Source organism: Phyllobacterium trifolii (assembly GCF_014192095.1).
Lineage (GTDB): Bacteria > Pseudomonadota > Alphaproteobacteria > Rhizobiales > Rhizobiaceae > Phyllobacterium > Phyllobacterium trifolii.
The window spans coordinates 168207-179949 of sequence record NZ_JACHXN010000007.1 but is presented as its reverse complement, the minus strand read 5'-3'; the positions used below and the strand labels follow the sequence as shown (position 1 = coordinate 179949).

Below are 11743 nucleotides of genomic sequence, written 5' to 3'. Positions count from 1 at the left end.
TCTTCGAAATCTTGAGCGGTGTATCCGATTAAAGCATAACGGATTTGCAATTGTTTGCCTCTACAAGCGACGAATGAACCGCCGGTATGAAAGTCGTCCGTGCGCCTTTTTTACCAGCTTCTATTCGGGCCAAGCGAAGTCACATGCCATTTTACCAAACGAACAGCAATGCGGAGAAGCGAGTCGAGCAGCGCAAGCGAACACGATTGCGCTCCGGCAAACTCGTCGCGCTTGATGGGCATTTTCTGACCGAATGTCATTTTCAAAACCTGGCCGGTGGCGGCGCCAAGATCAGGGTTGTCAGCCAAACCACCGTCCCCAGTCGCTTCTGGCTGTTCGATGATCAATATAGCGGCGCATTGATCGCGGAAGTCGTCTGGCGCCAGGACATGGAACTTGGCGTGCGGTTCGTCGAGGATCCTGACGTCACACCGTTGACGGACACAATTTTGCGCACGCTTGCCGGCAAGTACTATTCACTTTGAGGTGATTGACGCTCCAGGCCCTTGGTGTTCTGGTCGCGGATTTCCTTGGCAGTTATGTAATTGAACTGCTCAACGAGCAGGTCCTTCACCAATGGCTGCGGAAATCGTGCATTGATACCGTCAATGATCGATTTCTTGACATCATCGAACTTGACTTCCTGAATGTTCTTAACGTCCGAATAATGCCCGTAGAACTGGCTAAAAATCTCGTCATTGATGAAATAGGATACCGGAATCTTGAAGGACGCGTTCACGGTGTGGTCCAGTGTATAGGCGAGCTGAGACACTACATAACCCTGAACGGCGTTGTCCACGATGATCGGAACACTGAAGACTTCGGTCTTGCCATCATCCAGTGCCTCCTGAGCGTTGGGTGCAACGGCTGCTGTCGCCGAATTCTGCCAGACGGCAAAATACAGGGATCCCAGTGCAACGACGCCGATCCACAGACCGATCAGCACAATACGGATCATGCACCGAGCCCATTTCTGACCTGGCTCGCAGTATACGTTCCGTCGGCTTCCTGTGTCTCAAGCGCATCGCGGATAATTCCCGCGAGCTCCGTCACTGCGCGCAAATGCAATTTGATAGCATCGCAATTGCGATCAAGCTTCTGACGCAGGCTATCGAGAACCGGCTGGAGCGTCTTAAGTGCGCGCGTATCGACGGTCTTCACCGCCTTGCCCATCGCCTTGTTGAAATCACGTAGCCCGCGGCTCTTGTTGGCGTTGATATTTGCAAGATCTACCAACTGACCTTCGAGAAGCAGCCGTGTCTCGCGCTCCACGACATCTTCCAAACGACGGATGGCGAAAAGGACGGGCTCCAGCGCCGGTTCGGGCACATTGCTGCGGTTCTGATCATTGGTCATTATTTCTATTTCCATATCTATCTCTCCAATCTCATCGGCCTTGATAGTCGCGCGCTAACTCTGCCTCGAGTTGTCAACGCTTTCCGTTGATTTTAAGTGCTTGTGAATGAGCTGGCGTTGGATCTGGTACAAAATGACATTTGAATCCTGGTTTTGAAAATGTTGCTGATCTATGGACATCTCCGAAGCTGCTCCCTCAGCTTGCGCTGCGGCTTCAGACTTCGCCTTTTTGGCGCTCTGCTGCTCCAACATGCGGGCGACGCCTATGCCGCCGGCATCGGCCATCTTGTTGGCGACAGCTTCGGCCATCATCGATTTCCAGTAGTCTCCGGCAATTCCTTCGCCGAAGACTGCCTGATTGTCTCCCGTGAACATGGATTCGACAAAGGATTGCAGCATAAAAGCTTCGAACTTTTTGAATGCAGCGTTCGGTGCATGGGTTACGCTACCGGCAACAGAGCCACGTGTCGAAGCCGGTTGCTGCATGGAGGCAAAGTTCTCACGTGACAGCTGCATCTGTGCCGCGACGCGATCCGAAGCGATGCTTCGCAACTTCTCCAGGGAGGTTCGCAACGTATCCGGATCGGCTGCCATGGCAACATCCAATACCAGATCGGAAGGTGGATTAATGGCCATCGATTCCCGTTCCATCCTGTTTCATTGCATGCACCCTACCTTCCCAAACTTACGGGAGGCTTGAGCCTTGCGTCTTCAGATTGCAGGTCTGCCAAGCAGATGTCCCATATATTCGTCCGTTTCGTCCGCGACTTCTGCGCGCGATATTGCCTTCGCCAAATCATGAAGTCGGCTATCCAGCGTATCGAGCGTTCGCGACGTTTTCAGCAGATTCCGTTTGGCTTCGACCATCTGTTCTGACAACTGAGCCTGAAGTGACTTGTTGGCTTCAAGGCGCTTCATAATAATATGCACAGGAACAAACGCTGTTGTATCCACGGCAAAACGATCTTCCTGCATCCTGAAGAGAGCCTTATTCTCCTCCTGGATCGCAGCTTGCTTTGCGTTGAGGCGTGACAGCTCCAGCTCATGGCGCGCTTTGGCGAGCTTTTGCAGCCTGATCAATCCGAGATAGGATGTCCGGAATGCGTTCGTTGTCATCGCTCAAAAGTTCCTCAGATACATTCCGGCCTCATTGGTGAAAAAACGCAGAAGGTCGGACATGCTGAAATAGAGCAGCATCAGCCCGCCCGCGAGGACGAAGGGCAATGAAATGAAATAAACGGGAATCGATGGCGTGAGCTTGTTGATCAGTCCCACCGCAATATTGACCACGACGGCGAAGACGATGAAGGGCGCTGCGATGCGTATGGTGCTCATGAACGCCTTGGACAGCGTGTCGGTCAGGTTGACCATCGCCGTTGCCGGCTGGAAGATCCCGTCCACTGGAATTGCCGAATAGGATGAAAGCAGCGCACGCAACACCTCCAGATGCAGGTCTGATACGAAGAACAGACACAGCGCGGAGAGCGTGATCAGACTTGCAATGGCTGCCTGCGGTTCTTCCGATTCAATGGCGCGTTCTGGTGCGCCTGAATATCCGGTCGCCATCGCCATCGCATTGGCCATGAATTGCAGTGCCCAAAAGTAGAGGCGCGACAAAATGCCGATGAACGCGCCAACGATCGCTTCAATTACGATTATTCGCATCAGCATCAACGGGGCCGACTTTGCCGCTGGAGTGACCTGCGGCAGCACCAGCGGCATGACCATGAGTGAGCAGGCGAGCGCCAGGAAAAGGCGTATTTGCATGGGAATGCGTGGACTGGAAATGCCCGGCATGATCATCAGGCAGGCTCCCACGCGGGCAAAAACAAGCAGGGCCGCAATGATGCTATCGCTCAGTGGCGGCACGTTTAAAGCCTCACGAAATAGTGCCGAGGGAACGCACCTCTACGCCCCGCGCGATCTCGACATGCGACAGGACTGACAATGTCGCGAACAGGCGCTCGATGATCATTCTGATGTATGGCCGCGCTTCCGGCGAAGCGACGAGGACGAAGCGCTCGCCCGCGTCAAGGTGCTTGCGGATCGCCACACTCGCTTCATTGCCGAACTGCTCCAGCAGACGCGGATCGATGTCGAATTCCGTAATCTCCCCCTTGGCATCCCGTTTTAGGCTCTGGTGGAAAACCAGATCCCAACGATTGCCGAGACGCAAGACCGAAAGAACGCCATTGTCGGCAAGGTCGCCGCAGATCTGCTGGGCCATACGCATCCGCACATGTTCGACGATCATTTCCGAGCGGCGGATATGCGGCGCCACTTCCGCTATTGCTTCGAGGATGAGATTCAGATTGCGGATCGACACCCGTTCCGTCAGCAGCAGCTTGAGAACCGCCTGCAGGCCAGAATAGGAGAGATGCGCAGGGCAAATATCGTCGAGCAATTTGCGGTATTCGGGTCCAAGGCGGTCCAACAGCGCACGCATGTCCTTGTAGGAAAGCAGCTGCGCCAGATTGTTGCGGACGATCTCGCTGAGATGCGTCAGCAATACGGAGAGATTATCGACCGTCATGTAGTTGTCGCGCTTGAGGTCCGCGGCAAAGATTTCCGGAACGGAGTATGCCTTCATGCCGAAGGCCGGTTCCCTCACCTCTTCGCCCGGCACATGCGGGGGTGGCCGGTCACCGGGAATAACCAGGATTTCACCGACCCGCAGCTCATGCGAAGCCACAACTGTCCCATGGATTTTGATCCGGTATGTCTTGGGTGGCAGGAGAAAATCGTCTGTAACTTTGATCTCCGGGACTACAAAACCATACTCAACCGCAAATTTCTTGCGCATCTTGTTGACGCGATGCGCAAGTTCAAGCTGCGATGCGAGCAGTCTTGCCGAGATTTGCTTGCCAAGACAGAGCTCGATCTGCGCGGTTTCAAGCGAGGCCCTGACAGAATCCCGGTCTTCCTGTTCCGCATGTTTCTGCTTCAGCGCGATTTCGGCCTGTGCAGCAGCGGCCACCTTGGCGAGCTTGCGCGGGACAGATACGCCAATCGCCACAAGTCCAGCCGCAAGCACGAAAAACGGAAATGCAGGCAGCCCGGGCAAGATGCCGAGCACGAATAGTAGCAAGGCAGCGACGAAGAGCGCTTTCGGATAAGCACCAAGCTGACCAAAGACGGCCTTGTCGGTTGAACCGCGCGTCCCGCCTTTAGAGACGAGAAGACCGGCTGCCAGCGATACGATCAATGCCGGGATTTGGGTGACGAGACCATCGCCGACAGAGAGCTTGGTAAAGACATCGGCAGCCTCGCTGACTTCCATGCCATGCCGCGTCACACCGATGATAATACCGCCAAAGATGTTGACGGCGGTAATGATGAGGCCGGCAATGGCGTCACCACGCACGAATTTTGAAGCACCGTCCATCGATCCGAAGAAGGCGCTTTCTTCTTCGAGTTCGCGCCGCCGGTGCTGTGCTTCCTTCTCGTTGATCAGGCCGGACGAAAGATCCGCATCGATGGCCATCTGCTTGCCGGGAATGGCGTCAAGCGTGAAGCGCGCACCAACTTCGGCGATACGCGTGGCGCCCTTGGTGATAACGAGAAAATTGACGATGATAAGAATGGCGAAGACCACCAGACCGATGACGAAATCACCGCCCATGACAAACTGCGAAAAGCCATGGATGACCTGGCCGGCTGCGGCGTACCCTTCATCGCCATGTGTGAGGATGACACGCGTCGTCGCAATATTGAGCGACAGGCGCATCATTGTCGCAATCAGAAGCACCGTCGGAAAGGCAGAGAAATCGAGAGGCCGCTGGATCCACAGCGACACCATCAGGATGAGAACGGACAGGGCAATGGAGAACGCCAGACCAATATCGAGAATGATTGGTGAAACGGGCAGGAAAAGAACCGTCAGGATGATGACGATGCCGAGAGCAAGGCCAACATCGCTGCCCGTCAGATAGCCCTTGTCGCCCAATCGTTTTACTGCGGCTTGCTGCACGGCATTCTCCTGTTGTCACGGGGACAATAGATACCGAAGCTTGTGCGAAGCCAACGCGAGCGCGTGGCGGACCGCGTCAGAAACCTTTCTCTATCCGAGAATAGGTCAGCAGCGTCAGCGTGTTGATCTGTGAACCAACGAACGGAGCGGTCAATGCAAGAACCGCCAGGATGACGAGGATCTTGGGGACGAAGGTGAGTGTGATTTCCTGTATTTGTGTCAGTGCCTGAAACAGTGCAATGCAGACCCCGGCCAGCATCGCGGCCCCGACCGCCGGGCCAGAGGCAACGATGACCGTCCAGATAGCCTGATTGACGATATCGAGTGCGTCCGCCTCATTCATTGCCGGCCGAAATGACGATGCCGGCAGTGATTGGAAGCTGGGCGCCACCCACGAGTGTTGCAATCATGCCGTCACTGTAGATGCGCACGGACTCGACAACGCCCTTGACGGTACCGTCAGCGCTTGTGACGGTCCGGCCAATGATACCATCGGCCTGTGACAAAGACGAACTCGCAAGCAACTGGTCCAGCTTGGTGTTGGTCTGAACCGCTTGTTCAACACTCGAAAACTGCGCGAGCTGGGAGATTTGCTGCGTCGCATCCATCGGCTCGGTTGGATCCTGGTTTTTCATTTCTGCAACGAGAAGTTTCAGGAACGCCTGATAGTCGACGCCAGGTCCGGTAGCCTTGGACGTATCTGTCGTATCGGCCTGTGTTCCTACGGGAGGGATCGTGGTCATGCGGTTGCCTCCGGCCTGACGGCCTGTTGTGTTTGAGAGGAAATGGTCGGGTCTGCTGAACCGAAAAGAATCTGTGCTTCCAGCGCGTAGAGCAATCGGATCGATTTCAGAGCGTCGAACACACGTTCGTTGCACATCATCTCATCGATCAGCTTCAATTCTTTCAGCATCTGCGGGTTTTCGAACGTTGCAAGGAGTGACGCCAGCATACGCTTGAATGTGCGGTTGGCCTCCGCCTTCATTGCAGGATTGATCAGCATGATCTGTGCAGCGAAATAGAGCTGCCGCAGGGGCGTTGTCGTCTGATCCGCCTGCATGACGTGGCTTTCGAGAAGAAAGCTGACATCGTTCATGAATTCGATGGAAACCTTGCGGTCAACGCGCAAGACTGCCCCATTCACGTAGACTTTTTCACCGGCACGCAACGAGAGTTTCATGGTCAAAGCCCGTCGCGAATGGTCTTGGTGATATCAATAATGCTGTCGTAGTCTCGCGAGGTCTCCTGCCGGATGGCCTCCAGTTCCCGCAAAATGAACAGGCCGATCGAAATGAGTGATGCCCGCAATTGCTGGGGCAATCCATTGGCAGGACTGCCGAGATCTTCGATCACGATCATCCACAGACGCGACGTAAAATACACTGCTTCAACGCCTTTATAGGAATAGCCGCGTTCATCGCGAGCCGCTTCCAGCATTATGATCGACTGATCGAACAAGGAGCGTTCCCGCTCCTTGGCTTCGTCAGCACCATCGTTCATGATGTCGTCGTATCGGGCCTGGTACATGTGCTTTTCCGGCTTTTAACAAACGCGGCTATCGCATTCGTTGTTTTACTTCAGGTAATTGAGCAGGCTCAGGCTCTGGATCTTCACGGTCAAGGCATAGGAAGCATCAATCTGGGTCCTCAACGCCTCAACCCGGTTGGCGGCCTCAAACGGGTCCACCGCCTCCAGATCGAGAACCGAGCTATTGAGAACATTGATCTGTACTGTCAGCCGGTCAGTCGCGTCCTTTGTCCGGGCTTGGGCGTTGCCCAGGAAGGACTGAGCACCCGCCAGTAAAGTAGAGTTCTGGTTGGTCGTCTCAGCGACCTTGTCGATCACCGTGTCAAATGCTGCCTGATTGAGGCCGATGTCACCGAGTTCCGCCATCATTGTGTAGCTCATTGCGAGCTGGCGGAATCCCGCATTGTTGGCGCTAACCGACGTCTCCGCCAGCTCGGTTGGCGCAATCCGGCTCTTGACGAGCGTATCCGACGCCGAGGACCAATTGGCCGACCAGGAAGCGGAACCGAATTGCGCCGCGAGCGACGTGTCCAGGTAGGTTTTCATGTCTGCGGCGCTGATATTTGCTACCTGCGGGTCAGTGGTCGGGAAGCCGAAATAATCCTGAAACGACTGCAACACAGCGGCCTTGGCGGGATCCCCTGCGGAGCCGTAGTCACCCAGCGGCTTTACGTCAGTGTTCTCTCCCGCGAAAATATACTCACCATTATAGCTGGTGTTGATGAGGTCGGTGGCGGTCTGCAACAGGCCCTTCGCTTTGTCGACGATGATCGAACGGCCCTCGCTCGCCCCGCGCATCGCCGTCACATTTCCGAGAAAATCCTGCGATCCCTTGATGACATTGCTCAAGGCATCTTGAGAGGCTTTCATGCGTTCAGAAATCAGCCCATTGGTCTGGGTCAAAACTGTCAGCCGATCGTGCTCTTTGCGCAGAGAAATCGACTGGCCCGTGCGGCTTCCAAGGGTAAGCCCTGTGTCGAAAACAAAACCCGTTGTGGCTTCCTGATTCGCCTTGACCAGTTCTGCCTGGGCCTTGGCGATGATATTACGCGTCGAGTTGGAAAGCATATAGGATGAAACCGACTGGGTCTTCATATCTATCTCACCGCCTGAAAGAGTTCGTTCAACATGGCGTCAACCGCGGAGATGATCTGCGCCGATGCCTTATAGGAATGTTCGAGATCGAGCATCGACGCCATCTCCGTGTCGATATTCACGCCACTGGTATTGGAAATGGCGTCCTCGGCACGCGATGCCAGAACGGTGTTGTACTCATTGGTCTGGGTTATGGATTTGCGCTTGGTCTCAAGCGAACTGATCGTGGCCGCAGAAAAATCAAGGAGACTTTTCCCATCGCCGGCGGCTGCATCCGGATCGTAGTTGCGAGGCGCCGAGATAGAACCGATGAGATCCTGGAGGCGCGCTGAAAATCCTGCCGAGCCGTCGGGATTCTGTACGTAGTCTGCGCCTGCCGCCCCGCCATCGCGCAAAAGCGCGGGATTGCCGCCTTCGGTCAGGATGAAGGCGGCAGAAACCTTGATTGTACCGGCAATGCCCGGGAGAATCGCCGCGTCCGCCGGCATCGTCGGTGCACCTGAATAGGTGAACAGGCCGGGCACCGTCGGTAGCGTCGCCGGTGTCTTCTGGTCCTTTTCCGCGAACATGCTGACGAGGCTGCGCGCTATCTCGTCGAGCTGGTTTTGATAGGCCGGTGCCGTGTCGTCGCGCAATTGCAACAAGCCGCTGAGGCGGCCAGTGCCATAGGGCTGCTGAAATGTTCCATGCGACAGCGGTACCCCATCGACATAGACATCGTTGCCGCCTGTACCGGCGCTGAATGCGCTGGTCGGTGTGAAGCTGACCGTGCGCGGTGAACCTTCGAAAAGAGTCACACCGGATTCGGCAAACACCACCATGTCGTTATCGCCGCGGACGAGTGTCGTGATGCCGATCTCGCCTGACATCTGCTTCAGCAGGCCATCGCGCTGGTCGAGATAGTCCGAGACGTCTGTGCCGGAACGCGTACCGTTGATGATCCGGTTGTTGACGGTCTCGAACTGCGCCAGCAGCGCGTTCAGATTCTTCACGGAATCGCCGATGTCGTTGTCGGCATCCTGGCGCAGCTTCTGTGTTTCTTCCGTACCCTTGTTCAGCGCGTTGGCGAGTTCTGTCGCCTTGGTGACAGCAGATTCCCCAACTGACGTGTTGCCGGGCTGCGAGGCGTAGAGCTGCAATGAATCGCGCAAGTCCCCAAGCAGCGAACTTGGTGATCCGGATGCATCATCGGCCGAATAGATCCCCGACAGCCGGTCGAGACCAGCCTGCAACGTGTTGGACGCGTTATACTGGCTGTTGCTTTCAATGAATTTGGACAGAAGCGCGGAGTCGGCCGAGCGGGTCATGGAAAGATAGGTCGATCCGTTTGGCCCGCTCACGACGGAACCAATACGCCGCGTAAAATCAGGATCGTTGGCGCCCGCGATGTTCCGGGAGACCAGCGCTGTCTGTTTCGATACGGTATTGAGAGCACTCTGAGCAGTAAGGAGCGCCGAAGTTAGTGACATGCCCTGTGTCCATTCGCCATTAGAAGTTCAGCTATCTTTTCAGATTGACCAGCACATCCATCAAATCCGCGCCTGTCTGAAAGACCTTCGAATTTGCTGTGTAGCTTCTCTGGGATTCGATCATTTCCGTCAGTTCCTGCGCGATGTCGGCATTTGACTCTTCCAGCGCCCCGGATGTCAGCGTGCCAAAGCTGCCGCTACCGGCAAAGCCAAGCTGGACATCGCCGGATTCGGCGCTCGGGGAGAACACATTGCCTGTCATAACAAGCAGGTTGTCGGGACTTGGAACGTCGGCCAGCGCAATCTGGTAGATGGCCCGTTTCGCACCATTCTTGTAGATGGCGGTTACGGTGCCATCATCGGCGATGCTGACATTCTCGATTGGGCTTGGTGTATTGCCGTCGATCTTTACCTCGATAGGTGTGTAGTCACCCGCCAGCTGTTTTGTCGCAGAAAAGTCGATTTCCAGCGCCTGTCCGTTTGGCACAGGAACCGAGATCGACTTGTCAGCAGAAGTGAGCTTGCCGGTGACGGCATCGAACGTGTAATTTTCCGTCGCCAACGGTGCGGCAGGAGTATAGGGAAACCCACCGGCGGCCGAGGCATTGGCATGATTATAGGCGGCAACTTCCCAGGTATTGTCTGCGGTCTTGGTAAAGTAGAGATCAACGACGACGACGTTACCGAGATTGTCGAATGTCTGCACGGATGTCTTGGCCGTATATTGAGCTGACGCGGTGGCATTTGTCGGCGGGCGGTCAGCTGCGGCAACGATCGAAGCGCCGGCCGGGAGATTGGCCGTGAAGATCCCTGTCTTGCTCGGATCGGCGATCAGGTCATTTTGAGCGATGTTGACCTTTTCGAGCCCCTGAAAGCCATTGGCAACCGGATTGACGTTGCCGTTGACCACAGGATAACCCATCAGATAGTAGCCGGCCGAATTGACAAGGTTGCCTTGCGCATCAGGGACGAATGAACCGGCGCGCGTCAGATAGGGCGTATCGTCGGCATTGCCGACGATGAAGAAGCCATTGCCTTTCAGCGCAAGGTCGGTCGAAGAAGTCGTAAAGCGCTGCGAGCCATCATCCGAGATATGGTGGCGAACGACCGTTTCGACACCACCGGAATTATAAGCCCCGCCAGAGCTTGGCAACACCAGCGATGCGAACTGTGTGCTGGCGCGCTTGTAGCCGGTCGTGCTGGAGTTGGCGATGTTGTCCGCCACGGTCGACAGCCTGTTGGCCTGAGCATTCATGCCCGACACACCGGTTCGCATCATTCCATAGAGGCTCATTTCCGTCTCCTTGCACCGTGATTCCGTTCAAAATCGTTAGCGCGCAATACTTGCGCGAAGCTGACGTTCATATGGTGTCACTGGGAAATACTTGAATTTCGACTTGACCGCCGACGGCGGTCAAAGTTGCTCTGGCAGGTTAGTCCAGATTGATGCAGTAGCCGAGAAAGCGCTTGGAATCGATCGGATCATAACCAAGTTGCTCACGCAGCTTTTTGCGAAGCTTGCTGATGTGGCTCTCAACGACACTTTCCTCGACATCGCTGTCGAAAATGCCGTAGATCGCGCTGAATATCTGCGCCTTGTTCAGGCGCCGCCCGCGATTGGCAATCAAATATTCAAGTATTCGACGCTCCCGCCGCGGCAGAGAAAAATCAAGCCCATTGACCTGCGGATCGCGGCCGTCAGAAAATACCCGGATCGGGCCTACCTGCGTTCCCGCATCGCCACTGCCATAGCGGCGGCGAATGGCATTGATTCGCGCCAGTATCTCTCGCACATGCATCGGCTTGCGAACCACATCGTCGACACCCGCCTGGAAAAGCTCCAGCGTGTGTTCCAATGACTGCGTCTCATTGACAGCGATGACCGGCGCTGAGCAGCGCTCCCGAATTTTTTGTGGAAACTGGCTGCGATTGACACATTCTCCTATGAGAAATGCCTCGACCGCCATAATATCGTTTTTCTGAACTGTGGCGACCCAATCGCCAAAATCGTCCGGAGTAAAACCTGTTGTTGTTATGCCCTCACGGGCGAACCACGCCGAATACCCACTCGTCACCAGACTTCGTTCGTCGACGACTACAATCACTGCCCCACCTTCCGAATCATTTATTTTGCCCCAAGCAACACACAACTAGCGGGGTCGATGACTCGGCGACAATTCCCAATATATTGTACCTAATTTATTGGGAGACCTAAATAATTCGGATTAGATGAATTCTCGGGGAGATTGGCAGGTCCTGCGCCGGCAGGATCATTACCAATTTGAACTTTACAAAATATGACTATGAAGACAAATTCACGTTTTAT

General features: G+C 55.2%; 15 protein-coding genes. 1 reads left to right on the top strand and 14 read right to left on the bottom strand.

Annotated elements, in window-relative coordinates:
- Positions 1-143 precede the first annotated feature (143 nt).
- On the top strand, positions 144-485 hold the full coding sequence (locus FHS21_RS13040) for a PilZ domain-containing protein (protein ID WP_112532405.1): 342 nt from the start codon (positions 144-146) through the stop codon (positions 483-485).
- Here FHS21_RS13040 and FHS21_RS13035 read toward each other — a convergent pair.
- The 14 genes from FHS21_RS13035 to ftcR all read right to left on the bottom strand — a co-directional run bounded on the left by FHS21_RS13035 (position 473) and on the right by ftcR (position 11522).
- A complete protein-coding gene (locus FHS21_RS13035; protein WP_112532404.1) occupies positions 473-958 on the bottom strand; it encodes a hypothetical protein in 486 nt (161 codons plus the stop codon). The two genes, FHS21_RS13040 and FHS21_RS13035, sit on opposite strands and share 13 nt — an antisense overlap.
- Positions 955-1371: a flagellar protein FlgN gene (locus FHS21_RS13030; protein ID WP_246411009.1), complete on the bottom strand. Its 417-nt coding sequence runs from the start codon at positions 1369-1371 to the stop codon at positions 955-957. Before FHS21_RS13030 ends, FHS21_RS13035 begins: the two co-directional genes overlap by 4 nt.
- A 39-nt stretch (positions 1372-1410) precedes the next feature.
- Positions 1411-1992 (bottom strand): rod-binding protein, encoded by a 582-nt coding sequence (locus tag FHS21_RS13025; RefSeq protein ID WP_112532435.1) that lies wholly within the window; start codon positions 1990-1992, stop codon positions 1411-1413.
- Between the two features lie 75 nt (positions 1993-2067).
- Positions 2068-2472: a hypothetical protein gene (locus tag FHS21_RS13020; RefSeq protein WP_112532403.1), complete on the bottom strand. Its 405-nt coding sequence runs from the start codon at positions 2470-2472 to the stop codon at positions 2068-2070.
- A 3-nt stretch (positions 2473-2475) separates the two neighbouring features.
- On the bottom strand, positions 2476-3225 hold the full coding sequence (gene fliR, locus FHS21_RS13015) for a flagellar biosynthetic protein FliR (RefSeq protein ID WP_183662135.1): 750 nt from the start codon (positions 3223-3225) through the stop codon (positions 2476-2478).
- A 10-nt stretch (positions 3226-3235) separates the two neighbouring features.
- Positions 3236-5326, bottom strand: a complete 2091-nt coding sequence (gene flhA / locus FHS21_RS13010; protein WP_183662133.1) for a flagellar biosynthesis protein FlhA — start codon at positions 5324-5326, stop codon at positions 3236-3238.
- A 76-nt stretch (positions 5327-5402) separates the two neighbouring features.
- Positions 5403-5669, bottom strand: coding sequence for a flagellar biosynthetic protein FliQ (locus tag FHS21_RS13005; protein ID WP_106718371.1), 267 nt, complete (start codon positions 5667-5669; stop codon positions 5403-5405).
- The gene (gene flgD, locus FHS21_RS13000) at positions 5662-6069 is read right to left on the bottom strand and encodes a flagellar hook assembly protein FlgD (protein ID WP_112532400.1); all 408 of its coding nucleotides are present in this window, start codon (positions 6067-6069) and stop codon (positions 5662-5664) included. The genes FHS21_RS13005 and flgD overlap by 8 nt, the downstream gene beginning before the upstream one ends.
- The gene (gene flbT, locus FHS21_RS12995) at positions 6066-6506 is read right to left on the bottom strand and encodes a flagellar biosynthesis repressor FlbT (protein WP_183662132.1); all 441 of its coding nucleotides are present in this window, start codon (positions 6504-6506) and stop codon (positions 6066-6068) included. Before flbT ends, flgD begins: the two co-directional genes overlap by 4 nt.
- Positions 6507-6508: 2 nt before the next feature.
- Complete coding sequence (gene flaF, locus FHS21_RS12990) at positions 6509-6853, bottom strand: flagellar biosynthesis regulator FlaF (RefSeq protein ID WP_112532398.1); 345 nt, start codon at positions 6851-6853, stop codon at positions 6509-6511.
- A gap of 45 nt (positions 6854-6898) precedes the next feature.
- On the bottom strand, positions 6899-7948 hold the full coding sequence (locus FHS21_RS12985) for a flagellar hook-associated family protein (protein WP_112532397.1): 1050 nt from the start codon (positions 7946-7948) through the stop codon (positions 6899-6901).
- 2 nt (positions 7949-7950) lie between these two features.
- Complete coding sequence (gene flgK, locus FHS21_RS12980; RefSeq protein WP_112532396.1) at positions 7951-9417, bottom strand: flagellar hook-associated protein FlgK; 1467 nt, start codon at positions 9415-9417, stop codon at positions 7951-7953.
- A gap of 31 nt (positions 9418-9448) precedes the next feature.
- Positions 9449-10711 carry a flagellar hook protein FlgE gene (locus tag FHS21_RS12975; protein WP_112532395.1) on the bottom strand — a complete coding sequence of 421 codons (1263 nt, stop codon included), beginning with the start codon at positions 10709-10711 and terminating at the stop codon, positions 9449-9451.
- Between the two features lie 139 nt (positions 10712-10850).
- On the bottom strand, positions 10851-11522 hold the full coding sequence (ftcR, locus tag FHS21_RS12970; protein ID WP_112532394.1) for a flagellar transcriptional regulator FtcR: 672 nt from the start codon (positions 11520-11522) through the stop codon (positions 10851-10853).
- Between the last annotated feature and the right edge of the window lie 221 nt (positions 11523-11743).

Excerpts from the sequence above, each read along its gene's own strand:
- FHS21_RS12975 (WP_112532395.1), bottom strand. The coding sequence starts at position 10,711 with ATGAGCCTCTATGGAATGATGCGAACCGGTGTGTCGGGCATGAATGCT.
- flgK (WP_112532396.1), bottom strand. The coding sequence starts at position 9,417 with ATGTCACTAACTTCGGCGCTCCTTACTGCTCAGAGTGCTCTCAATACC.
- FHS21_RS13040 (WP_112532405.1), top strand. The coding sequence starts at position 144 with ATGCCATTTTACCAAACGAACAGCAATGCGGAGAAGCGAGTCGAGCAG.
- flgD (WP_112532400.1), bottom strand. The coding sequence starts at position 6,069 with ATGACCACGATCCCTCCCGTAGGAACACAGGCCGATACGACAGATACG.
- FHS21_RS13020 (WP_112532403.1), bottom strand. The coding sequence starts at position 2,472 with ATGACAACGAACGCATTCCGGACATCCTATCTCGGATTGATCAGGCTG.
- flaF (WP_112532398.1), bottom strand. The coding sequence starts at position 6,853 with ATGTACCAGGCCCGATACGACGACATCATGAACGATGGTGCTGACGAA.
- FHS21_RS12985 (WP_112532397.1), bottom strand. The coding sequence starts at position 7,948 with ATGAAGACCCAGTCGGTTTCATCCTATATGCTTTCCAACTCGACGCGT.
- FHS21_RS13035 (WP_112532404.1), bottom strand. The coding sequence starts at position 958 with ATGATCCGTATTGTGCTGATCGGTCTGTGGATCGGCGTCGTTGCACTG.
- flbT (WP_183662132.1), bottom strand. The coding sequence starts at position 6,506 with ATGAAACTCTCGTTGCGTGCCGGTGAAAAAGTCTACGTGAATGGGGCA.
- FHS21_RS13005 (WP_106718371.1), bottom strand. The coding sequence starts at position 5,669 with ATGAATGAGGCGGACGCACTCGATATCGTCAATCAGGCTATCTGGACG.
- FHS21_RS13025 (WP_112532435.1), bottom strand. The coding sequence starts at position 1,992 with ATGGCCATTAATCCACCTTCCGATCTGGTATTGGATGTTGCCATGGCA.
- FHS21_RS13030 (WP_246411009.1), bottom strand. The coding sequence starts at position 1,371 with ATGGAAATAGAAATAATGACCAATGATCAGAACCGCAGCAATGTGCCC.